Origin of the sequence: Streptococcus cristatus, from assembly GCF_019685515.1 — a bacterium.
GTDB lineage: Bacteria > Bacillota > Bacilli > Lactobacillales > Streptococcaceae > Streptococcus.
Genome location: NZ_JABFFN010000001.1, coordinates 1,086,926 through 1,110,367, shown reverse-complemented (window position 1 = coordinate 1,110,367; position 23,442 = coordinate 1,086,926). Strand labels below are relative to the sequence as shown.

Below are 23,442 nucleotides of genomic sequence, written 5' to 3'. Positions count from 1 at the left end.
AACAAGATGGATATTTGTCTGTCTTGTTTTTGTATGAATTTCTCTATCGAAAATCACTAAAAATATGATATAATGAAGTGTTAGAAAAACAGGTTTCATTAGCCTGGAAAGGAAAAATTATGTCTGAAAAGAATTTTTATATTACAACACCGATTTACTATCCATCTGGTAAACTTCATATCGGTTCTGCTTACACAACTATCGCCTGTGATGTCTTAGCTCGTTACAAACGCCTTATGGGCTACGATGTCTTTTATCTGACTGGTCTTGATGAGCATGGTCAAAAGATTCAACAAAAAGCGGAAGAAGCTGGCATTACACCTCAAGCTTATGTTGATGGGATGGCAGTTGGAGTCAAAGAACTTTGGAAATTATTAGATATCTCATACGATAAATTTATCCGTACAACGGATGACTACCATGAAAAAGTTGTAGCACAGGTCTTTGAACGCTTGCTTGCTCAAGATGACATCTACCTAGGTGAATATTCTGGTTGGTATTCAGTCTCAGATGAAGAATTCTTTACAGAAAGCCAACTGGCGGAAGTTTTCCGTGATGAAGCTGGAAATGTGACGGGCGGTATCGCTCCATCAGGTCACGAAGTGGAGTGGGTTTCAGAAGAGTCTTACTTCCTTCGTCTCAGCAAATACCAAGACCGTTTGGTTGAATTTTTCAAATCGCACCCTGATTTCATCACTCCAGATGGTCGTCTTAATGAAATGTTGCGTAACTTTATTGAGCCAGGTTTGGAAGACTTAGCGGTTTCTCGTACAACCTTTACCTGGGGAGTGCCAGTACCATCTAATCCAAAACACGTTGTCTATGTTTGGATCGATGCCCTTCTCAACTATGTGACTGCTCTTGGTTATGGTCAAGACGATCATACTAACTTTGACAAGTTCTGGAACGGAACAGTCTTCCACATGGTCGGAAAAGATATTCTCCGTTTCCACTCAATCTACTGGCCAATCTTGCTCATGATGCTCGATATCAAGTTGCCAGAACGTTTGATTGCCCACGGTTGGTTTGTCATGAAAGACGGCAAGATGTCTAAGTCTAAAGGGAACGTTGTCTATCCTGAAATGTTGATAGAGCGTTTTGGTCTCGATCCGCTTCGTTACTACCTCATGCGTAGCCTTCCAGTCGGTTCAGACGGAACCTTCACTCCTGAAGACTACGTCGGCCGTATCAACTATGAATTAGCAAATGACCTTGGAAACCTCCTCAACCGTACGGTTTCTATGATTAACAAGTATTTTGATGGGCAAATCCCTACCTATGTAGAGGGTGTAACAGAGTTTGATCATTCTCTTGCTCAAGTAGCTTCTGAATCAATTGCTAATTACCATACACACATGGATGCTGTTGACTATCCACGTGCTTTAGAAGCAGTATGGACTCTTATATCACGTACCAACAAATACATCGATGAGACAGCTCCATGGGTCTTGGCTAAGGATGAAGCACTTTGTGACCAATTGGCAAGTGTCATGAGCCATTTGGCAGCCAGCCTTCGTGTCGTAGCACACTTGATTGAGCCATTTATGATGGAAACTAGTCGCGCTGTATTGGCACAACTTGGTCTAGCAGAAGTTTCTAGCCTAGAAAACTTGAGCTTGGCAGATTTCCCTGCAGGTGTGACTGTTGTTGCCAAAGGAACACCAATCTTCCCACGTCTGGACATGGAAGAAGAGATTGCCTATATCAAGGAACAAATGGAAGGCAATAAACCAGCCGTCGAAAAAGAATGGAATCCAGATGAAGTTGAACTCAAACTCAACAAGGATGAAATCAAGTTTGAAGACTTTGATAAGGTCGAAATCCGTGTCGCAGAGGTCAAAGAAGTTTCTAAAGTGGAAGGTTCTGATAAGTTGCTCCAATTCCGCCTCGATGCTGGTGATGGTGAAGACCGTCAAATCCTCTCAGGAATAGCTAAATACTATCCAAACGAACAAGAATTGGTTGGCAAGAAAGTCCAAATTGTTGCCAACCTCAAACCGCGTAAGATGATGAAAAAATATGTCAGTCAAGGAATGATCCTCTCAGCTGAACATGAAGGCAAATTAACCCTTCTCACAGTTGATCCAGCTGTACCAAACGGAAGTGTGATTGGCTAATAGCAAAAAACCAACGTTAGGCACGTTGGTTTTTCTTGTTATTTACGAGATTTTCTAAGAAGTGGTCCATCTCCTTTTGCGACCTGAGGACAATTACTTTCTCTGGGTAGGTTTCTTGAACCCGTTGATAACGTTCTTTAGCATTCTTTGTCCGCCCATCCCAGAGAATCCATCGGATAAAGTCCCAGTCAAAGCGTTCAGGACAGCCTGCTGCCATACTTTCCCTGACCTTACCGCGATATGTGAGATAGCGTTTGAAGGCTCGAAAGAGACAAGTCCATGGTGAAAAATTGAGAAAGATAATTTGGTCAGCTTCCAGCATTCTTTCTTCATAGCAACACCAAGAGTAGTTGCCGTCGATGACCCAAGCTTCGTGCTTTGTGAGAAAGTTTTTCATCTCGGTCAACATCCATTCGCGGTCACTGTCTTGCCAACCAGGTTGAAATTGGAGTGTGTCCATATGCAGTTTGGGGATGGAGTAGTGGCTAGATAACCTTTCTGCCAGAGTTGACTTGCCTGATCCAGAATATCCGATGATTGCGATTTTCATTTTCTACCTTTTCTGATTAGAGGACAAAAAAACAGCCTCTATGGACTGTTTCTTATTTAGCAAGTTTAGCTGAAAGACGAGCTTTATCGCGGCTTGCTTTGTTTTTATGAATCAAACCTTTAGTTTCTGCTTTGTCGATAGCTGAGCTAGCAGCACGGAAAAGTTCTTCAGAAGGGTTTGCTTCGAAAGCTTTGATAGCAGTACGCATAGCTGATTTTTGAGCTGAGTTTTTTTCGTTTTGTTTAACGTTCAATTCAGCGCGTTTGATAGCTGATTTAATGTTTGCCAATGTTCTTACCTCCATATTTACTAACTATACCATTATATATGAAAACTTAGATTTTGACAAGGGGAAATTATTTTTTTAGGTAAATTTCATCGATTTCATGGTTTTTAGTCTTGTGGAGAATGACCTCGGCGCGATTCCTTGTCGGTTCGATATAGTTTTGTAGATTTGTGAGATTAATACTGGTCCAAATCTGATGTGCAAAGGCTTCAACTTCTCCAATTGGCATTTGCGTAAAACGGTGGTAGTAGCTGTTGGGATCATTTTGGGCAAAGCTGAGGAGTTTTAAGAAACGATCCAGATACCAACTTTCAATGTCCTCGACAGCAGCATCTACATAGATGGAGAAATCAAAGAAATCAGTGATGTAAAGGCGCTCATTTTGAGGGTTTTGAAAGACATTGATGCCCTCGACAATGACAAAGTCAGCAGCTTTGACACGTTGCTTCTCTCCAGGAACGATGTCATACACTTCATGAGAATAGACGGGGATATCGACATCTTGCCCGTTCTTAAGGCGATCAAGAAAATTCAGCAAGGTTTCCATATCATAACTTTCAGGAAAACCTTTGCGATTTAATATATCTTGATCCATCAAGGTTTGATTGGGATAGAGAAAACCGTCAGTTGTCACCAATTCTACAGTAGCATCCGTTACAGTACGTGATAGAAGAATCTGAAGTAAGCGACTAGTGGTTGATTTCCCCACAGCAACACTACCAGAAACCCCAATGATAAAAGGCTGTGATTTGCTTTCACGTTGGAGGAAAATTCCTTTTGAAAATGCCAAATCATCCTTGGTGCGCTTGTAAATATGGATAAGATGGACAAGGGGAAGATAGACATCCGTTACGTCCTGCAGACTAATCTGGTCATTGAAACTCTTGATGGATTCTAACTCTTCCTCTGTCAAGGGAGGGGTTGTTTTGCGATGCAATGATTGCCAAGTATGGCGGCTGATTTTCTCAAAATGTAAAAATTCGTTGGTCATTTGTTTTCCCCTAGATATTTTGTTTATCATACCATAAAAAGCTAAAAAAATAAAGCGGTTTCTTGATGGTAGTAAGTCAATATCGTATAATAGAGATGGAGGTTGAATAGTTTGATGATGAGATAGGGAATGGTTTCTGAAGACTTATCAGTTATTGAAAGTGGGCTTTTTGGTTCACAACTTATAGGAGGTATACAATGAAAATCTTGAGATGTTACATATTGGAACTCTGTTTTATTTTAAGTTTTATACTACCTTTTATAAGGGGAGCGAATGCGGATAATGGTAGACGCTTTGTAGAAACCTATTACGGTTTTACCTTCTTAATAGATCATCTTCTTGTAACAGTTATCTTTATCTGTTCACTCTTGATTGCTTGGTTAGTAAAAAAGCAGTGGACGAAATGGCTTGCTGCTGGTAGTTATCTATTTTTGATTTTGTGGATTGCTACAGAAGGTTATTTATTCCGCATGTCGCTAGAAGACTTGATACGACTTTGGACAAGTTTGGAAATCTTGACACAAACTTATCAGTTGGGCTTTTATCTAAACATCTTGTTGGGAATCTTGTTGATAATAAAGTATTTTAAGGTTAAGAAATAGTAATAAAAATGCGCCTGATTACAGACGATCTGTTTTTTCCTGACTATGATAATTTGTAGTTCCCGATCGATTGTAATGTATTTCTAATAATTGAAAGAGATTGAAGAAAAGGTTTTTTGACTAGGATTCTTTAGTCTTTTTCATTTTATCATCACTTTGTAAACGATTTACAATTCAAGCCAAATTATGGTAAAATAGTTTTATGAGTAAAATGTATTATGCAGAAAATCCTGATGCTGCTCACGACATTCATGAGTTGAGAGTGGAGTTGTTGGGAGAAAACATGACCTTTTTGACGGATGCGGGTGTTTTTAGCAAGAAAATGGTTGACTTTGGGAGTCAGCTTTTATTGAAGTGTCTAGAGGTTAACAAAGGAGAAAGGGTCCTTGATGTGGGTTGTGGATATGGGCCTTTGGGCTTGTCCTTGGTCAAGGCTTATGGAGCTCAGGCGACCATGGTTGATATCAATAATCGTGCACTGGACTTAGCACGACAAAATGCTGAACGAAATAAAGTAGAAGCAACGATTTTTCAATCCAATATCTATGAACAAGTTGAAGGGAAATTTGACCATGTTATTTCTAATCCGCCTATTCGAGCGGGTAAACAAGTTGTTCATGAGATTATCAAAAAGAGCAGAGATTTCTTGAAAGATGGAGGTGATTTAACCATTGTCATTCAGAAAAAGCAAGGTGCTCCGAGCGCCAAAAGCAAGATGGAAGATGTTTTTGGAAATTGTGAAATTATAAAGAAAGACAAGGGATATTATATCCTTAGAAGTGTGAAAGAATGAGAGCAGTTGATTTAATCCAAAAGAAACGAGATGGCCAAGAACTGACTTCAAATGAAATCAAATGGCTAGTAGAAGGCTATGTAACAGGAACTGTTCCAGACTATCAGATGTCTGCCTTTGCTATGGCGGTTTATTTCAAAGGAATGACGACACGAGAGATTTCTGACCTGACGATGAATATGGTTAAGACAGGTCAGGAGTTTGACTTGTCAGCTATTGATGGGGTTAAAGTTGACAAACATTCTACTGGTGGTGTAGGTGATAAGGTGACCTTGATTTTAGCTCCCCTTGTTGCTAGTTTTGGTGTGCCCGTGGCAAAAATGAGTGGTCGTGGACTAGGGCATACTGGCGGAACCCTAGATAAGTTGGAAGCAATCAAGGGTTACCAAGTGGAGCGCAGTCAAGAGGATTTTATCCGTCAGGTACAGGACATTGGTGTATCTGTCATTGGGCAGTCAGATCAGCTGGTTAAAGCAGACAAACTTCTCTATGCCCTCCGTGATGTGACGGCGACTGTCGACACGATTCCTTTGATTGCGAGTTCTGTCATGAGCAAGAAAATTGCTGCTGGGGCGGATGCTATTTTGCTAGACGTGACTGTTGGTGAGGGTGCCTTCATGAAAACTGTCGATGAGGCGCGAGAATTGGCTCAAACCATGGTCGATTTGGGTAAGGCCGTTGGTCGAAAGACAGTAGCGGTTATTACCGATATGAGCCAACCCTTGGGACGAGCCATTGGCAATCGTCTCGAAATCCTAGAAGCAATTGAAATACTTCAAGGAAAAGGCAGAGAAGATATTAGTCACTTTATTTGTGAACTAGCTCAGATTATGCTTGGTTTGGCAAATGTTGAGAAGACGGTTGAAGAAGTCCGTCAACATCTTGAAAACGGCCAAGCACTGGCTAAGTTTGAAGAAATGGTAGCAGCTCAAGGCGGTGATTTAGAAGATCTCTATCGCCCAGTAAATGTTGCACATGTAGTGGATATCACAGCTCAAGAGACAGGTGTCATTTCAGCTCTTCCTGCAATGGAATTTGGGCTCTATGCCATGAGATTGGGAGCTGGTCGTGCAGTCAAGACTGATGACTTGGACTATGAAACTGGAATCGTTTTTGAGAAGAAGGTCGGTGACTCCGTTCAAAAGGGAGAAATTGTCGCAAAAGTTTATACAAATGGAAAAATTTCCCCTCAACTAGTTACAGAATTCCAAAAATATGTTAAAATAAATGATGGAGTGAAACGTTTGCAGGAAATAATTGAAATCATCTCATGAAAAAGAGAGGAATCCGAATATGAAATTAAACAAATACATTGATCATACGCTTTTAAAACAAGATGCAAGTCAAGAACAAATTGATCGTTTGCTATCTGAAGCGCGTGAGTATGACTTTGCCAGCGTTTGTGTTAATCCCACATGGGTTAAACATGCGAAAACAGGACTTGAAGGCTCAGATGTAAAGGTTTGTACAGTAGTTGGTTTCCCCTTGGGAGCAACAACTTCAGCTGTAAAAGCTTTTGAAACCAAGGAAGCCATCCAAGATGGTGCAGATGAGATTGATATGGTTATCAATGTCGGTGCTCTCAAATCAGGTAATCTTGATTTGGTTGAATCGGACATCCGTGCTGTCGTAGAAGCAAGTGGTGACAAGTTGGTTAAGGTCATTATTGAAGCTTGCTTGTTGACAGACGATGAAAAGGTTGTGGCTTGCCAATTATCCCAGAAAGCAGGTGCTGACTTTGTCAAAACATCAACTGGATTTTCAACTGGTGGTGCCACTATAGAGGATGTTCAGTTGATGCGTAAAACAGTTGGGCCAGATATGGGAGTTAAGGCTGCTGGTGGCGCTCGCTCATATGCAGATGCTGTTGCTTTTGTGGAAGCGGGCGCTACCCGTATTGGAACATCAGCTGGTGTGGCAATTTTAAAAGGAGAATTAGCAGATGGCGACTACTGAGTTGATTGAACTAGCAATCGAAACCAGCAAGCAAGCCTATGTACCCTATTCTCACTTTCCTGTTAGCGCTGTTCTAGTGGCGAAAGATGGTAACGTTTATACAGGTGTTAATATTGAGAATGCTAGCTATTCTTTGACGAACTGTGGAGAGCGCACAGCTATCTTCAAAGCAGTTTCCGAAGGCCAAAGAGAGTTTTCAGAGTTGATTGTCTATGGACAGACCGAAAAACCTATATCACCATGTGGTGCTTGTCGCCAAGTGATGGCTGAATTTTTTGAAAAAGATCTAAAAGTGACACTTGTCGCAAAAGATAAATCGACGGTCGAGATGACGGTCGGGGAGTTACTTCCATACTCTTTTACAGACTTAAACTAGTCTGAGTCACTCTTGCAGTGGCTGTGGTCTGTGTGACCAAATAATCCAAACTTGCAACATCGTTGCACATCTTATTTAGGAGGTTCAGTAATGAACAAGAAACAATGGCTAGGCCTTGGTCTAGTTGCAGTAGCAGCAGTTGGACTTGCTGCATGTGGTAACCGCTCTTCTCGTAACGCAGCTTCATCTTCATCAGAAATGAAGACCAAAGCAGCGATCGTAACAGATACTGGTGGTGTTGATGATAAATCATTTAACCAATCAGCTTGGGAAGGTTTGCAAGACTGGGGTAAAGAACACAATCTTTCTAAAGATAAAGGTTATACTTACTTCCAATCAACAAGCGAAGCAGACTATGCTAACAACTTGCAACAAGCGGCTGGAAGTTACAACCTGATCTTCGGTGTTGGTTTTGCACTTCACAATGCAGTTGAAGAGGCAGCAAAAGACCACTCTGACTTAAACTATGTCTTGATTGATGATGTGATCAAAGATCAAAAGAATGTTGCGAGCGTAACATTTGCTGATAACGAAGCAGCTTACCTTGCTGGTGTTGCAGCAGCGAAAACAACTAAAACAAAACAAGTTGGTTTTGTAGGTGGTATCGAATCTGAAGTTATTTCACGTTTCGCTGCTGGATTTAAGGCTGGTGTTGAGTCAGTAGACCCATCTATCAAAGTACAAGTTGACTATGCTGGTTCATTTGGTGATGCTGCCAAAGGTAAAACAATTGCAGCTGCTCAATACGCTGCAGGTGCAGACGTTGTTTACCAAGCAGCTGGTGGTACAGGTGCTGGTGTCTTTGCTGAAGCAAAATCTTTGAACGAAAGTAAAAATGAAGACGAAAAAGTTTGGGTTATTGGTGTAGACCGTGACCAAGCAGCAGAAGGTAAATACACTTCTAAAGATGGTAAAGAATCAAACTTTGTTCTTGTATCTACATTGAAACAAGTTGGTACAACTGTAAAAGATATTGCCAACAAAACAGAAAAAGGTGAATTCCCTGGCGGACAAGTTATTGTCTACTCATTGAAGGATAAAGGGGTTGATTTGGCAGTAACAAACCTTTCAGAAGAAGGTAAAAAAGCTGTTGAAGACGCAAAAGCTAAAATCCTTGACGGAAGCGTAAAAGTTCCTGAAAAATAATGGATAAAAGTCATTTCTTAGGAAGCGACCATCGGTCGCTTCTTTAAGAATTGAAGCAATTTTTTGTCTCAATAGAACTTGTTAACACGATTAGCAGGTTTTATTGAAACAAAATAAACCTCGGAAAGGAAAAGCATATGGCACACGAAAATGTCATTGAGATGCGGGATATTACCAAGGTGTTTGGTGAATTTGTAGCGAACGACAAGATCAACTTGCAACTGCGAAAAGGTGAAATCCATGCACTTTTAGGAGAAAATGGAGCGGGTAAATCCACTCTGATGAATATGCTGGCAGGACTTCTCGAGCCAACTAGTGGTGAAATTGCCGTGAATGGTCAAGTTGTCAAACTAGATTCACCTTCTAAAGCCGCTAGTCTTGGAATTGGGATGGTTCACCAACATTTTATGTTGGTTGAGGCTTTTACAGTAGCTGAAAATATCATTTTGGGGAGTGAAATCACTAAAAATGGTGTGCTAGATATAGCTGAAGCTACTAAAGAAATCAAGGCTCTTTCTGAACGTTATGGTTTGGCAGTGGATCCTGCTGCCAAGGTGGCAGATATTTCCGTTGGTGCTCAACAACGTGTAGAGATCTTGAAGACACTTTACCGTGGTGCTGATATCCTCATCTTTGACGAACCTACGGCAGTATTGACTCCTTCAGAGATTGATGAGTTGATGGCTATCATGAAAAACCTTGTCAAAGAAGGAAAATCCATTATTTTGATTACCCATAAACTGGATGAAATTCGTGCGGTATCCAATCGAGTGACGGTTATCCGTCGTGGAAAATCAATCCAGACGGTGGAGATTGCAGGGGCAACCAATGCGGACTTGGCTGAGATGATGGTGGGACGTTCTGTCTCCTTCAAAACGGAAAAACAGGCACCACAACCAAAAGAAGTAGTCTTGTCTATCAAAGATTTGGTTGTTAATGAAAACCGAGGTGTACCAGCTGTGAAGAATCTTTCTTTGGATGTTCGTGCTGGTGAAATTGTCGGTATTGCAGGTATTGATGGCAATGGCCAATCTGAACTCATTCAAGCCATCACGGGTCTTCGTAAGGTTGAGTCTGGGAGTATTGAATTAAAAGGCAAATCAATCGTAGGGATGCATCCTCGACAAATTACGGAACTCAGTGTGGGGCATGTTCCTGAAGACCGCCACCGTGATGGTTTGATTTTGGATATGATGATTTCAGAAAATATCGCTCTTCAAACCTACTACAAAGAACCACTCAGCAAGAATGGTATCTTAAACTATGCGAATATCACTTCACATGCTAAAAAATTAATGGAAGAATTTGACGTCCGTGCGGCGAGCGAATTTGTCCCAGCAGCAGCTCTTTCAGGGGGAAATCAACAAAAAGCGATTATCGCTCGTGAGATTGATCGTGATCCTGATCTCCTTATCGTCAGCCAACCAACTCGTGGTTTGGATGTCGGTGCCATTGAATATATCCACAAACGCTTGATTGAAGAACGTGATAACGGAAAAGCTGTGCTTGTTGTCAGCTTTGAATTGGATGAGATTTTAAATGTTTCAGACCGAATTGCTGTTATTCATGATGGGAAGATTCAAGGTATTGTGTCGCCAGAAACGACTAACAAACAAGAACTTGGTATCTTGATGGCAGGTGGAAACTTGGGAAAGGAGAAGGATGATGTCTAAAAAGTTACAACAAATTTCGGTTCCCTTGATTTCCGTATTCTTAGGAATCTTGCTCGGAGCCATTGTCATGTGGATTTTCGGCTACGATGCTATCTGGGGTTATGAGGAGTTGTTCTATACAGCTTTTGGTAGTCTCCGTGGGATTGGTGAAATTTTCCGTGCCATGGGTCCTCTTATCTTGATTGGTCTGGGGTTTGCAGTTGCTAGTCGTGCAGGTTTCTTTAACGTTGGGCTTCCTGGTCAGGCACTAGCGGGTTGGATTCTTAGTGGTTGGTTTGCTTTGTCGCATCCGGACATGCCACGCCCAATGTTGATTTTAGCGACCGTAGTAATTGCTTTGATTGCAGGTGGGATTGTAGGTGCTATTCCAGGTATTCTCAGAGCTTATTTAGGTACATCAGAGGTTATCGTAACCATTATGATGAACTATATTGTTTTGTACGTAGGGAATGCCTTTATTCATTCTTTCCCGAAAGACTTTATGCAAAGTACAGACTCAACGATTCGTGTGAGTGCCAATGCCACTTATCAAACACCATGGTTATCTGAGTTAACTGGCAATTCTCGTATGAATATCGGAATCTTTTTTGCCATCATTGCTGTTGGTGTGATTTGGTTCTTGCTCAAGAAAACGACTCTCGGTTTTGAAATTCGTGCAGTTGGTCTCAATCCCCATGCCTCAGAGTACGCTGGTATTTCAGCAAAACGTACAATCATCCTATCAATGATTATCTCTGGTGCTTTGGCTGGTCTTGGTGGAGCTGTCGAAGGTCTTGGAACTTTCCAAAACGTTTACGTTCAGGGCTCATCATTAGCTATCGGATTTAACGGGATGGCAGTTAGTTTGCTTGCTGGAAATTCACCAATTGGAATTCTCTTTGCGGCCTTCTTATTTGGTGTTCTGCAGGTAGGTGCGCCAGGTATGAATGCTGCGCAAGTTCCGTCTGAACTTGTCAGCATTGTAACAGCGTCCATTATCTTCTTTGTCAGTGTTCACTATATTATCGAACATTTTGTCAAACCAAAAAAACAAGTTAAAGGAGGTAAGTAAGGATGTCTATTACAACATTACTCACCCTCTTGGTCTCTTCTATGCTGATTTACTCAGCACCACTTATTTTTACGAGTATTGGAGGAGTCTTCTCTGAACGTGGTGGTGTCGTTAACGTCGGTCTTGAAGGAATTATGGTTATGGGAGCCTTTTCTGGGGTTGTCTTTAACCTTGAGTTTGCAGAACAACTTGGAGCAGCGACTCCTTGGATTTCCTTGTTAGTTGCCGGTATCGTGGGAGCTATTTTCTCCCTCATTCATGCAGTCGCTACAGTTCATTTCCGTGCGGACCATGTTGTCAGTGGTACAGTATTGAACTTGATGGCTCCTGCCCTAGCAGTTTTCTTGGTTAAGGTTCTTTATAACAAAGGACAAACGGATAACTTAAGCCAGACCTTTGGACGTTTTGATTTTCCAGTTTTGGCTAATATCCCAGTGATTGGAGATATCTTCTTCAAGTCAACAAGTTTGCTAGGTTATATCGCGATTACCTTCTCATTCTTTGCTTGGTTTATCCTCTTCAAGACACGCTTTGGTCTTCGCCTTCGCTCTGTCGGTGAACACCCTCAGGCAGCGGATACCTTGGGGATCAATGTCTACAAGATGCGGTATCTTGGGGTTATCATATCAGGTTTCCTAGGGGGAATCGGTGGAGCGATTTATGCTCAATCCATTTCAGTTAACTTCTCAGTGACAACTATTGTTGGTCCTGGATTTATCGCTCTTGCTGCAATGATCTTTGGTAAATGGAACCCAATCGGTGCTATGCTTTCTAGTCTCTTCTTTGGACTTTCACAAAGCTTGGCTGTTATAGGTTCTCAATTGCCTTTCCTACAAGGAGTACCAGCGGTTTACCTTCAAATCGCACCTTATGTCTTGACCATCCTTGTCTTAGCAGCCTTCTTTGGAAAAGCAGTTGCACCAAAGGCAGACGGTATCAACTACATCAAGTCAAAATAAGCATAGAAAAAAACGTCAGTTCAAACTGGCGTTTTATTTGTTAGGATTTTGATGAGTTAGGTTCAATCCCCAAGGGACAAGATTTTCAGTTTTATTTTTGATACGTGTGATATTATCCTTGTGACGAATGATAATCAAGCTAGCAAGTGTTAGGATAATCAGAATGAAGAGAGGGTCATAGCTGTCTAGGATAAATCCAAATAGTGGAAATAGTAGAACTCCGATGACGGCTGCGATAGAAGCGGCAACGCTAGACAAGGAAATCATACTACCAAGATAGAGGGTTCCAAAGAATACGACTGCTAGGTAGAGACAGAAGATAGGCGCAAATCCGAAAACAACTCCAGCGCTAGTTGCGACAGCCTTGCCCCCTTTAAATCCTGCAAAGATAGGAAAGGTATGTCCAATTACAGCTAAAAGTCCAAAGACAAGAGGCGATACACCTTGTAGGTGGAAAAGAATAGGAAGTAGAGTGGCCAAGGTCCCTTTAAAGAAGTCAATCACAAAGGTTGCCATACCAGCTTTCTTACCTAAAATGCGAAAGGTATTAGTCGTTCCAGTATTACCAGAACCATGCTCGCGCAGATTTGTTTGAAAGAAGATTTGTCCAATCCAAAGACCAGACGGAATCGAACCTAGCAGATAAGCAAAAATTAATAATACAAATGTCATCATAGACCTATTATACCATGAAATGCTTTCGAAAGTCAGAGAATATCCTGTGAAATTGTGACGGCTGAATGGGAAAAATTTTGCAAAATCCCTAGAAAACCTGTAAAATAGAAAAGATGAACGAATAGGAGGTTCCTTGTGTCAAAAAAGGAAATCAATATTAATAACTACAATGATGACGCCATTCAGGTGCTAGAAGGGTTGGATGCGGTCCGTAAACGTCCGGGGATGTATATTGGTTCGACCGACGGTGCAGGTCTCCATCATCTAGTCTGGGAAATTGTGGACAATGCAGTCGATGAGGCCTTGTCTGGCTTCGGTGATCGCATTGATGTGACTATCAATAAAGACGGAAGTTTAACAGTAGAAGACCATGGTCGTGGGATGCCGACTGGTATGCACGCCATGGGAATTCCAACTGTCGAGGTTATCTTTACCATTCTTCACGCCGGAGGGAAATTCGGTCAAGGAGGTTATAAGACATCTGGAGGTCTCCACGGGGTGGGGTCTTCTGTTGTTAATGCCCTATCAAGTTGGCTAGAAGTAGAAATCACTCGTGATGGCGCAGTCTACAAGCAACGTTTTGAAAATGGCGGGAAACCCGTCACAACCTTGAAGAAAATCGGTACAGCGCCCAAGTCTAAAACAGGTACCAAGGTCACCTTCATGCCTGATGCGACGATTTTTTCTACGACAGACTTCAAGTACAATACTATTTCAGAACGACTCAATGAGTCAGCCTTTCTCTTAAAAAATGTTACCTTGTCTTTGACAGATAAGCGAACAGATGAAGCAATCGAATTCCATTATGAGAACGGGGTACAAGACTTTGTTTCTTACCTCAATGAAGACAAGGAAACCTTGACGCCAGTCCTATACTTTGAAGGCGAAGACAATGGTTTCCAAGTGGAAGTTGCCCTCCAGTACAATGATGGATTTTCAGATAACATTCTATCCTTTGTCAATAACGTTCGCACCAAGGACGGTGGAACACATGAGACAGGACTTAAGTCTGCCATTACTAAGGTCATGAATGACTACGCGCGTAAGACAGGACTTCTCAAGGAAAAAGATAAAAATCTTGAAGGTTCAGATTATCGCGAGGGACTGGCAGCCGTTCTTTCTATTCTAGTTCCGGAAGAACACCTCCAGTTTGAAGGTCAGACCAAGGATAAACTAGGGAGTCCTCTGGCTCGTCCAGTTGTGGATGGGATTGTGGCTGATAAGTTGACCTTCTTTCTTATGGAAAATGGTGAACTGGCTTCCAATCTCATCCGCAAGGCTATTAAGGCACGTGATGCGCGAGAGGCAGCCCGCAAAGCGCGTGATGAGAGCCGAAATGGTAAGAAAAACAAGAAAGACAAGGGCTTGTTGTCTGGAAAATTGACTCCAGCTCAATCTAAAAATCCAGCAAAGAACGAGCTCTACCTAGTCGAAGGAGATTCTGCCGGTGGCTCTGCCAAGCAAGGTCGTGACCGTAAGTTCCAGGCTATCCTACCTCTTCGTGGTAAGGTGATTAATACAGCCAAGGCTAAGATGGCGGATATTCTCAAAAATGAAGAAATCAATACCATGATTTATACCATCGGTGCGGGTGTGGGAGCAGACTTCTCTATTGAAGATGCCAACTATGACAAGATTATTATCATGACCGATGCGGATACAGATGGTGCCCATATTCAGACCTTGCTCTTGACATTTTTCTATCGTTACATGCGTCCCCTAGTTGAGGCAGGCCATGTCTATATCGCCCTTCCGCCTCTTTACAAGATGTCCAAAGGGAAAGGTAAGAAAGAAGAAGTAGCTTATGCTTGGACAGACGGAGAGCTAGAAGAACTCCGCAAGCAGTTCGGTAAAGGCGCTACCCTTCAACGCTACAAAGGTCTTGGTGAGATGAATGCGGACCAGCTCTGGGAAACAACCATGAACCCCGATACCCGTACTCTCATCCGTGTTACAATCGAAGATCTAGCACGCGCAGAACGCCGCGTCAATGTCCTCATGGGAGACAAGGTCGAGCCACGCCGTAAGTGGATTGAGGATAATGTCAAGTTTACGCTGGAGGAGAGTGGGGAGATGGTGTTTTAGGGAGAAAAATATATGGATAAACAAAAATTGATATCTTTTTTCTTTGATTTTACTGGAATGGATTTTGACAAGCTTTTAGAGGGGCTGGGAATAGATGAAAAACTTGAACGCCGAAAAATTCAAAATGTAGTAAATGATTTTGAAAAATATATATTCGAGAGACATGGCGAAAATCCGAGTTATGATGGTATATCCAAAGTCTGGAAGGAAAATCAAGTTTTTGAAGAGATTATAAAAATTCGGTATACATTGAATAGTGAATATAAGGGTTATGAAGAATTTAAAAGTCATCTCAAAACAATGATTAGTAGCCAAGACTTTGATCTTGTTCTGTTTTTTGAATTGATGGATGAATTGAACAAACTCTTGATTGAAGAAGTTAAAAAAGCGTCTAATTTTACAATAGCTGACATTGCTACTATGAATCATCTGATAGAAGCTAATCAAGTTGTGAATTCGAACTCTCAAAATAAAGAAGTAAGTGGAGGAGGAGAAAATCAAAATTTTGACAATAAACAAGTAGAAGTTAATTCTAAAGATAAACCAATCCCCCATTTAGCTTCCTCAATTTTCTTTGAGAATAGATTTTATGAATCTTTTCCAGATTGTGATAATAAGAACTTTAAAGTATATAATGACCAAAAAGTAATAATTAATCGTTTAACCAATTTCTTTGAAGATTTCAATTATTTAGAAGTTTCACCTATCCGGAAGGTCAGAGGATCCTCTTATGAAGGTATATCTAGATTAAAATTTGAAGACGGAAAAATACTTATGAGAATAGCTAATTCAACGTTATCTTATGAAATAAAAATCAACAGATTGGTGGCTTTTAATTCTCCAGGGTATTGGAATAAGTTTATTATGATTGAGGTTGATGGAGATGTCCCGGCAAAGATAAGAGGGGATGCAGATGATTGCGAATCGAATAGTATTACTAAAGACTACGCTTATTCTGATGGTGATTATTATCCTATAACAAGTTATAATACTAAAAGATTTACTGAAAACGGTATGCTACAAACAATCGATGGAGAATTAAATGTAAGAACAAGATTTTTGAAGAAGCATAATTTTTTCATAGTGCCACGATTTCACCCATTAGCTTGTGACCAAGATTGTTATTATAAAGCTGAAGAAATTCTTGATGAGTTGCTTTCGTGTTGCGATGAAATGGCGGAACTGATTTTCTTAAAAGTTTCTAATTTATTGAAAACAACGAAAAGAACCTATAATGACTCCAGGGAAGATAGATATGTATATTGTTATAGATAATGTCGTATAATGCGTAATCTTCTTCATGTGATTTTATTGTTCCTAATTTTTCTCATGTTTTTAATGACTAACGAGTTATTGTATCGAGAGAAAATATTTCTTTATGATTACTAACTTAGTAAATCAACTAATTGTTAGTGATTATTTAATATTTAGATCGGTTTATAGTACAAGGTAAAAAATTTTAATAGCTAGGTGAAAAAGTTATAAAGCTCATATCAAAAATAGGTTTAGAATTTGATAATGAAAGAATTTAGTAGATAGCCTACTTTATAGACATGTTTTTTACAACACTCAAAAAAATAATAACTAATAAGGGATTAAAATGAGAACTGAACCCGAAATGCTGAGATTGATTTTACAGACTGCCCAAACTTTACAAGTCGAGGCTGTCGCCATGTCTGGTTCACGGACAAATCCAAAAGCTCCAAAAGATGAGTTTCAAGATTATGATGTTGTTTATGTCGTGGACGACTTAGATAATCTGACGAGTAATCTTACTTGGTTGGACCAGTTTGGAACACGTGTCATTGAGCAGCATAATATCCTAGGCAACCGTCGACTTTATCTCATGCTCTTTGAGGATGGTAACCGAATTGATTTGACCCTTTGTCCCAAGGAACACATCAAAGAGTGGGTGGATAGCGAAGCTGATTATACAGTTTTGAAAGACGAGAAAGGCTTGTTTGAGTCCTATACTACAAGTCCCCAACGCTTTTGGACAAGCCCAGCTAGTGTGATAGAGTTTGAAAAAGCCTGCAATGAATTTTGGTGGGTGTCCGCCTATGTGGTTAAGGGTATTCGTCGCTGTCATCTCATCTATGCAACAGACCATCTTTACGGTATTTGTCAACAAGAACTCCTAAAGGTCTTGGCTTGGCAAGTTGCAGCTGATAAGAGGACGATTGATATTGGCAAGAACTACAAGTATCTCTTTAACTATTTACCTACTGAGAAAGAAAAGGAATTCTCAAATCTGCTTGATTTCTCAAGTTTAGATAAAATCACCCAGTCTTTATTTGCTACCATGGAACTTTTCCACCAAGAGGCTCAGACCCTTGCTCAAAAGATGGGCTTTGACTACGATAAAGAAGTAGCCGAGAAGATGATGAGATATGCTGAGGAGAGACTGTTAAATCACTAAGTCAATAAAGAACATAATTTAAAATTTTAAACTACAGAAAGGGTCGTTTGGTTATTTATCGTAACTGAACATAGGACTAATTTCTGTAAAACATCCTTTATTTTATAAAAACCTACTCTACATTCTTTGAAAGGAGTTGAACATGCCCTAAATACTGTGTGAAAAAGATAAATTTTCTTTGTATTTTACGGGCTTTGTATCCTATATGAGTAACATTCAAAACATGTCCCTTGAGGACATCATGGGAGAGCGCTTTGGTCGCTACTCCAAGTACATCATTCAAGACCGGGCTTTGCCAGACATTCGTGATGGATTGAAGCCGGTTCAGCGACGTATTCTTTATTCTATGAATAAAGATGGCAATACCTTTGACAAGAGCTACCGTAAGTCTGCCAAGTCTGTCGGGAACATCATGGGGAATTTTCACCCCCACGGGGATTCTTCTATCTATGATGCCATGGTCCGTATGTCTCAGGACTGGAAAAATCGTGAGATTTTGGTTGAAATGCACGGTAACAACGGTTCTATGGACGGAGATCCGCCTGCGGCGATGCGTTATACCGAGGCTCGTTTGTCTGAGATTGCTGGTTATCTTCTTCAGGATATCGAGAAAAAGACAGTTCCTTTTGCCTGGAACTTTGACGATACGGAGAAAGAGCCGACGGTTTTGCCAGCAGCATTTCCAAACCTCTTGGTCAATGGTTCGACTGGGATTTCGGCTGGATATGCCACAGATATTCCACCACATAATTTAGCTGAGGTTATTGATGCGACGGTTTACATGATTGACCATCCAACAGCCAAGGTGGACAAGCTCATGGAATTCTTACCTGGTCCAGACTTCCCTACAGGAGCTATCATCCAAGGGCGTGACGAAATCAAGAAGGCTTATGAAACTGGAAAAGGGCGAGTGGTTGTTCGTTCTAAGACGGAGATTGAAAAACTAAAAGGTGGTAAGGAGCAAATCGTTATCACTGAGATTCCTTATGAAATCAATAAAGCCAATTTGGTCAAGAAAATAGATGATGTTCGTGTCAATAACAAGGTGGCTGGTATTGCTGAGGTTCGTGATGAGTCTGACCGTGACGGTCTTCGTATCGCTATTGAACTAAAGAAAGACGCGAATACCGAGCTTGTACTCAACTATCTCTTCAAATACACCGACCTACAAATTAATTACAACTTTAATATGGTGGCGATTGATAATTTCACACCCCGTCAGGTCGGGATTGTTCCAATCTTATCTAGCTACATCGCCCACCGTCGTGAAGTGATTCTAGCACGTTCCCACTTTGATAAGGAAAAGGCTGAGAAACGTCTCCATATCGTTGAAGGTTTAATTCGCGTGATTTCGATTTTGGACGAAGTCATTGCCCTTATCCGTGCTTCTGAGAACAAGGCTGACGCTAAGGAAAACCTCAAGGTCAGCTATGAGTTTACAGAAGAGCAGGCTGAGGCCATCGTTACCTTGCAACTGTATCGTTTGACCAACACCGACGTGGTTGTCTTGCAAGAAGAAGAAGCAGAACTTCGTGAAAAGATTGCCATGCTTGCGGCGATTATCGGTGATGAGCGGACCATGTACAATCTCATGAAGAAGGAGCTTCGTGAGGTTAAGAAGAAATTTGCGACTCCACGTTTGAGTGCATTAGAAGATACAGCAAAAGTCATCGAGATTGATACAGCTAGTCTGATCGCTGAGGAAGATACCTATGTCAGTGTGACCAAGGCTGGCTATATCAAACGCACTAGCCCACGTTCCTTTGCAGCATCTACGCTGGAAGAAATTGGCAAGCGTGATGATGATCGTTTGATCTTTGTTCAATCTGCCAAGACAACCCAGCATCTCTTGATGTTCACAACTCTTGGAAATGTCATTTATCGACCAATCCATGAGTTAGCAGATATTCGCTGGAAGGATATCGGAGAGCACTTGAGCCAGACCATTACAAACTTTGAAACTAACGAAGAAATCCTTTATGTAGAAGTCGTGGACCAGTTTGAAGATGCGACAACCTACTTTGCTGCAACTCGTCTTGGTCAAATCAAACGCGTAGAACGTAAAGAATTTTCTCCATGGAGAACTTATAAGTCTAAATCTGTCAAGTATGCTAAGCTCAAAGACGAGACAGACCAGATTGTAGCAGTAGCTCCAATTAAACTAGATGATGTTCTCTTGATTAGCCAAAACGGTTACGCCCTTCGTTTCAATATCGAAGAGGTTCCGATTGTCGGAGCAAAGGCTGCAGGTGTCAAGGCTATGAACCTGAAAGCAGATGATTTGCTTCAGGCCGCCTTTATCTGTAACACCTCATCCTTCTACCTCTTGACCCAACGCGGTAGCTTAAAACGTGTTTCCATTGAGGAAATTCCAGCGACCAGCCGTGCCAAACGAGGTCTGCAAGTCTTGCGTGAGTTGAAAAACAAACCGCACCGTGTCTTTTTAGCAGGAGCAGTTGCAGATCAAGGACTTGTAGGTGATCTCTTCAGTACAGAAGTGGAAGAGAACGACCAAACACTGCTAGTCCAATCTAACAAGGGAACAATCTATGAGAGTCGATTGCAAGACCTCAACTTGTCAGAACGAACTAGCAATGGAAGCTTTATTTCAGACACCATTTCAGATGAGGAAGTTTTCGCTGCTTACCTCAAAGAAGTCTTTAAAGAGGACAAAACAAATTCATAAAAAGAATCAGTCCAGAGGGCTGATTTCTTTATGTTGAAAAAATTTTCAGAAAATTACAAATAATACTTGAAATTTTACTAGAAAAGTGTAGAATAGAACACATAGTTTGAATAGTATAAAGGAGAAACACATGACAGTTGCAATTGATTGGGAAAACCTTGGATTTTCTTATATGAAATTACCTTACCGTTATATCGCTCACTACAAGAATGGTCAATGGGATCAAGGAGAATTGACAGAGGATGCGACCTTGCATATTTCAGAGTCTTCTCCAAGTCTTCACTATGGACAGCAAGCATTTGAAGGTTTGAAGGCCTATCGTACGAAGGATGGTAGTATTCAACTTTTCCGTCCTGATGAAAATGCCAAGCGTCTGCAACGTACCTGTGACCGTCTCTTGATGCCACAAGTTCCGACAGAAATGTTTGTAGAAGCTTGTAAAGCAGTTGTGCGTGCAAATGAAGAATACGTCCCACCATATGGAACAGGTGGAACACTTTATCTTCGTCCACTTTTGATTGGTGTTGGAGATATCATCGGGGTTAAACCAGCAGAAGAGTACATTTTCACCATTTTTGCTATGCCGGTTGGTAACTATTTTAAAGGTGGTTTAGTCCCAACTAACTTCTTGATTCAGGATGAATACGACCGTGCAGCTCCAAATGGTACGGGTGCGGCCAAGGTAGGTGGGAACTACGCTGCTAGTCTCCTCCCAGGTAAAATGGCCAAGTCACGCCAATTTTCAGATGTTATCTACCTAGACCCATCTACGCATACAAAGATTGAGGAAGTCGGATCAGCCAACTTCTTTGGAATCACGGCAGACAATGAATTTGTTACACCATTGAGTCCATCCATCTTGCCATCTATTACCAAGTACTCTTTGCTTTACTTAGCAGAGCACCGCTTGGGCTTGACACCGATTGAAGGCGATGTCCCAATCGATAATTTGGATCGTTTTGTAGAGGCAGGAGCTTGTGGTACAGCAGCAGTTATTTCTCCAATTGGGGGGATTCAACATGGCGATGATTTCCATGTTTTCTATAGTGAAACGGAAGTAGGTCCTGTTACACGTAAACTCTACGATGAATTGACTGGTATCCAATTTGGTGATGTGGAAGCACCAGAGGGATGGATTGTCAAAGTGGACTAAAAGACACGAAGTAAAGAAGAACTCCATAGCAGTTGTAATGGCTGAAATGGAGTTTTTTCTTGCTAGTTTGAGTATTTTCTTGTACAATAGAAAAAGTGAAAAGAGGTACAGTATGAGTAAAAGAGATAAGAAAATTGAAATTCAATTAACAGATGCTAAAGTGACTGTTGGAAAAGACAATTATGAAGGCTACGTTTTGACAATCGGGAAAAAGGTCATTGGCGAAATTGCCGAATTAGATAGCCAATTTGCCATCATAAAGAATGGAAATGTCGATAGTTTTTATAAAAAACTTGAAAAAGCTGTGGAAATTTTGATTGAAAACTATAATTTGACAAAATAATACTTGTTTTATTGAAATTTTCATGATATAATAGTTCTCGTTAAACATTGGAGAGATAGCGAAGAGGCTAAACGCGGCGGACTGTAAATCCGCTCCTTCGGGTTCGGGGGTTCGAATCCCTCTCTCTCCATTTATCAATGGGGTATAGCCAAGCGGTAAGGCAAGGGACTTTGACTCCCTCATGCGTTGGTTCGAATCCAGCTACCCCAGTTCTTAGGTAATAAGTTCAAGATAAAAAGAAAAATATCTTAGGGTATTTTATTTTTATAATTGATAGACGTGAACGATATGAACATGTCCTTGCGGGTGCTTAGGAAAAAAATTATAAGTATGTCAAGTTTGGAAAGACTTGATTGTTGGAGGATTTTTTAGATGAACGAATTTGAAGATTTGCTAAATAGCGTTAGCCAAGTTGAGCCTGGTGATGTTGTTAGTGCTGAAGTATTGACAGTTGATGCGACTCAAGCTAACGTTGCAATCTCTGGGACTGGTGTTGAAGGTGTCTTGACTCTTCGCGAATTGACAAACGATCGCGATGCAGATATCAATGACTTTGTGAAAGTAGGAGAAGTATTGGATGTTCTTGTACTTCGTCAAGTAGTTGGTAAAGATACTGATACAGTTACATACCTTGTATCTAAAAAACGTCTTGAAGCTCGCAAAGCATGGGACAAACTTGTAGGACGCGAAGAAGAAGTTGTTACTGTTAAAGGAACTCGTGCCGTTAAAGGTGGACTTTCAGTAGAATTTGAAGGTGTTCGTGGATTTATCCCAGCTTCAATGTTGGATACTCGTTTCGTACGTAATACTGAGCGTTTCGTAGGTCAAGAATTTGATGCTAAAATCAAAGAAGTTGATCCTAAAGAAAACCGCTTCATCCTTTCACGTCGTGAAGTTGTTGAAGCAGCTACTGCAGCAGCTCGTGCTGAAGTATTCAGTAAATTAGCTGTTGGTGATGTAGTAACTGGTAAAGTTGCTCGTATCACTAGCTTCGGTGCTTTCATCGATCTCGGTGGTGTTGACGGATTGGTTCACTTGACTGAATTGTCACACGAACGTAACGTATCACCTAAATCAGTTGTAACTGTTGGTGAAGAAATCGAAGTTAAAGTCCTTGATCTTAATGAAGAAGAAGGACGCGTGTCCCTTTCACTTAAAGCAACAACACCTGGACCATGGGATGGCGTTGAGCAAAAATTGGCTAAAGGTGATGTAGTAGAAGGAACAGTTAAACGTTTGACTGACTTCGGTGCATTTGTTGAAGTATTGCCAGGTATCGATGGACTTGTTCACGTATCACAAATTTCACACAAACGTATCGAAAATCCAAAAGAAGCTCTTACTGTTGGTCAAGAAGTTACTGTTAAAGTCCTTGATGTTAACGCTGACGCAGAACGTGTATCACTTTCTATCAAAGCTCTTGAAGAACGTCCAGCTCAAGAAGAAGGACAAAAAGAAGAAAAACGTGCTGCTCGTCCACGTCGTCCAAAACGTCAAGAAAAACGTGATTTCGAACTTCCAGAAACACAAACAGGATTCTCAATGGCTGACTTGTTCGGTGATATCGAACTTTAATCAAAT

Annotated in this window: 21 protein-coding genes and 2 tRNA genes; 19 read left to right on the top strand and 4 right to left on the bottom strand. The window is 41.0% G+C overall.

Features of this window, described 5'->3' with window-relative positions; genetic code table 11:
• Nucleotides 1–119: 119 nt before the first annotated feature.
• Nucleotides 120–2,117, top strand: a complete 1,998-nt coding sequence (gene metG / locus FOA33_RS05325; RefSeq protein ID WP_221160884.1) for a methionine--tRNA ligase — start codon at nucleotides 120–122, stop codon at nucleotides 2,115–2,117.
• 16 nt (nucleotides 2,118–2,133) lie between these two features.
• Here metG and FOA33_RS05320 read toward each other — a convergent pair whose 3' ends face one another.
• The 3 genes from FOA33_RS05320 to coaA all read right to left on the bottom strand — a co-directional run bounded on the left by FOA33_RS05320 (nucleotide 2,134) and on the right by coaA (nucleotide 3,944).
• Complete coding sequence (locus FOA33_RS05320) at nucleotides 2,134–2,667, bottom strand: DNA topology modulation protein (protein ID WP_221160883.1); 534 nt, start codon at nucleotides 2,665–2,667, stop codon at nucleotides 2,134–2,136.
• A gap of 52 nt (nucleotides 2,668–2,719) precedes the next feature.
• A complete protein-coding gene (gene rpsT / locus FOA33_RS05315) occupies nucleotides 2,720–2,956 on the bottom strand; it encodes a 30S ribosomal protein S20 (RefSeq protein WP_001274000.1) in 237 nt (78 codons plus the stop codon).
• A 67-nt stretch (nucleotides 2,957–3,023) separates the two neighbouring features.
• On the bottom strand, nucleotides 3,024–3,944 hold the full coding sequence (gene coaA, locus FOA33_RS05310; RefSeq protein ID WP_221160882.1) for a type I pantothenate kinase: 921 nt from the start codon (nucleotides 3,942–3,944) through the stop codon (nucleotides 3,024–3,026).
• A gap of 197 nt (nucleotides 3,945–4,141) precedes the next feature.
• Between coaA and FOA33_RS05305 the strand changes: the two genes are divergently transcribed.
• The 9 genes from FOA33_RS05305 (at nucleotide 4,142) to FOA33_RS05265 (ending at nucleotide 12,500) form a co-directional block, all read left to right on the top strand.
• The gene (locus tag FOA33_RS05305; RefSeq protein ID WP_221160881.1) at nucleotides 4,142–4,546 is read left to right on the top strand and encodes a hypothetical protein; all 405 of its coding nucleotides are present in this window, start codon (nucleotides 4,142–4,144) and stop codon (nucleotides 4,544–4,546) included.
• A 202-nt stretch (nucleotides 4,547–4,748) separates the two neighbouring features.
• Nucleotides 4,749–5,339 (top strand): class I SAM-dependent methyltransferase, encoded by a 591-nt coding sequence (locus FOA33_RS05300; protein WP_221160880.1) that lies wholly within the window; start codon nucleotides 4,749–4,751, stop codon nucleotides 5,337–5,339.
• Nucleotides 5,336–6,613, top strand: coding sequence for a pyrimidine-nucleoside phosphorylase (locus FOA33_RS05295; protein ID WP_221160879.1), 1,278 nt, complete (start codon nucleotides 5,336–5,338; stop codon nucleotides 6,611–6,613). Before FOA33_RS05300 ends, FOA33_RS05295 begins: the two co-directional genes overlap by 4 nt.
• A gap of 19 nt (nucleotides 6,614–6,632) precedes the next feature.
• Nucleotides 6,633–7,295, top strand: coding sequence for a deoxyribose-phosphate aldolase (deoC, locus tag FOA33_RS05290; RefSeq protein WP_221160878.1), 663 nt, complete (start codon nucleotides 6,633–6,635; stop codon nucleotides 7,293–7,295).
• Entirely contained in the window at nucleotides 7,282–7,671 is a 390-nt protein-coding gene (locus FOA33_RS05285) for a cytidine deaminase (protein WP_084853448.1), read from the top strand. Before deoC ends, FOA33_RS05285 begins: the two co-directional genes overlap by 14 nt.
• 90 nt (nucleotides 7,672–7,761) lie before the next feature.
• A complete protein-coding gene (locus FOA33_RS05280) occupies nucleotides 7,762–8,817 on the top strand; it encodes a BMP family lipoprotein (RefSeq protein WP_001036153.1) in 1,056 nt (351 codons plus the stop codon).
• 137 nt (nucleotides 8,818–8,954) lie between these two features.
• Entirely contained in the window at nucleotides 8,955–10,490 is a 1,536-nt protein-coding gene (locus FOA33_RS05275; protein ID WP_007519847.1) for an ABC transporter ATP-binding protein, read from the top strand.
• Nucleotides 10,483–11,541, top strand: coding sequence for an ABC transporter permease (locus tag FOA33_RS05270; protein ID WP_000038645.1), 1,059 nt, complete (start codon nucleotides 10,483–10,485; stop codon nucleotides 11,539–11,541). The genes FOA33_RS05275 and FOA33_RS05270 overlap by 8 nt, the downstream gene beginning before the upstream one ends.
• Before the next feature lie 2 nt (nucleotides 11,542–11,543).
• Nucleotides 11,544–12,500 carry an ABC transporter permease gene (locus FOA33_RS05265; protein WP_084874955.1) on the top strand — a complete coding sequence of 319 codons (957 nt, stop codon included), beginning with the start codon at nucleotides 11,544–11,546 and terminating at the stop codon, nucleotides 12,498–12,500.
• 33 nt (nucleotides 12,501–12,533) lie between these two features.
• Here FOA33_RS05265 and plsY read toward each other — a convergent pair whose 3' ends face one another.
• A complete protein-coding gene (gene plsY, locus FOA33_RS05260; RefSeq protein ID WP_057489189.1) occupies nucleotides 12,534–13,175 on the bottom strand; it encodes a glycerol-3-phosphate 1-O-acyltransferase PlsY in 642 nt (213 codons plus the stop codon).
• Between the two features lie 135 nt (nucleotides 13,176–13,310).
• On the opposite strand from plsY, the gene parE reads away from it, so the two are divergent.
• The 9 genes from parE (at nucleotide 13,311) to rpsA (ending at nucleotide 23,436) form a co-directional block, all read left to right on the top strand.
• On the top strand, nucleotides 13,311–15,260 hold the full coding sequence (gene parE / locus FOA33_RS05255) for a DNA topoisomerase IV subunit B (protein ID WP_221160877.1): 1,950 nt from the start codon (nucleotides 13,311–13,313) through the stop codon (nucleotides 15,258–15,260).
• Between the two features lie 12 nt (nucleotides 15,261–15,272).
• Entirely contained in the window at nucleotides 15,273–16,535 is a 1,263-nt protein-coding gene (locus FOA33_RS05250; RefSeq protein WP_221160876.1) for a hypothetical protein, read from the top strand.
• A 325-nt stretch (nucleotides 16,536–16,860) separates the two neighbouring features.
• Nucleotides 16,861–17,679, top strand: coding sequence for an aminoglycoside 6-adenylyltransferase (locus FOA33_RS05245; protein ID WP_221160875.1), 819 nt, complete (start codon nucleotides 16,861–16,863; stop codon nucleotides 17,677–17,679).
• Nucleotides 17,680–17,884: 205 nt separating this feature from the next.
• Nucleotides 17,885–20,365 (top strand): DNA topoisomerase IV subunit A, encoded by a 2,481-nt coding sequence (parC, locus tag FOA33_RS05240; RefSeq protein WP_221160874.1) that lies wholly within the window; start codon nucleotides 17,885–17,887, stop codon nucleotides 20,363–20,365.
• A 115-nt stretch (nucleotides 20,366–20,480) separates the two neighbouring features.
• Nucleotides 20,481–21,518, top strand: a complete 1,038-nt coding sequence (locus FOA33_RS05235) for a branched-chain amino acid aminotransferase (protein ID WP_311043421.1) — start codon at nucleotides 20,481–20,483, stop codon at nucleotides 21,516–21,518.
• 112 nt (nucleotides 21,519–21,630) lie between these two features.
• Nucleotides 21,631–21,861: a DUF2969 domain-containing protein gene (locus FOA33_RS05230; protein ID WP_221160873.1), complete on the top strand. Its 231-nt coding sequence runs from the start codon at nucleotides 21,631–21,633 to the stop codon at nucleotides 21,859–21,861.
• A 49-nt stretch (nucleotides 21,862–21,910) separates the two neighbouring features.
• Nucleotides 21,911–21,991, top strand: a tRNA-Tyr gene (locus FOA33_RS05225).
• An 8-nt stretch (nucleotides 21,992–21,999) separates the two neighbouring features.
• Nucleotides 22,000–22,071: transfer RNA gene (locus tag FOA33_RS05220), tRNA-Gln, on the top strand.
• Between the two features lie 162 nt (nucleotides 22,072–22,233).
• Nucleotides 22,234–23,436: a 30S ribosomal protein S1 gene (gene rpsA / locus FOA33_RS05215; protein WP_001001620.1), complete on the top strand. Its 1,203-nt coding sequence runs from the start codon at nucleotides 22,234–22,236 to the stop codon at nucleotides 23,434–23,436.
• Nucleotides 23,437–23,442: the final 6 nt, after the last annotated feature.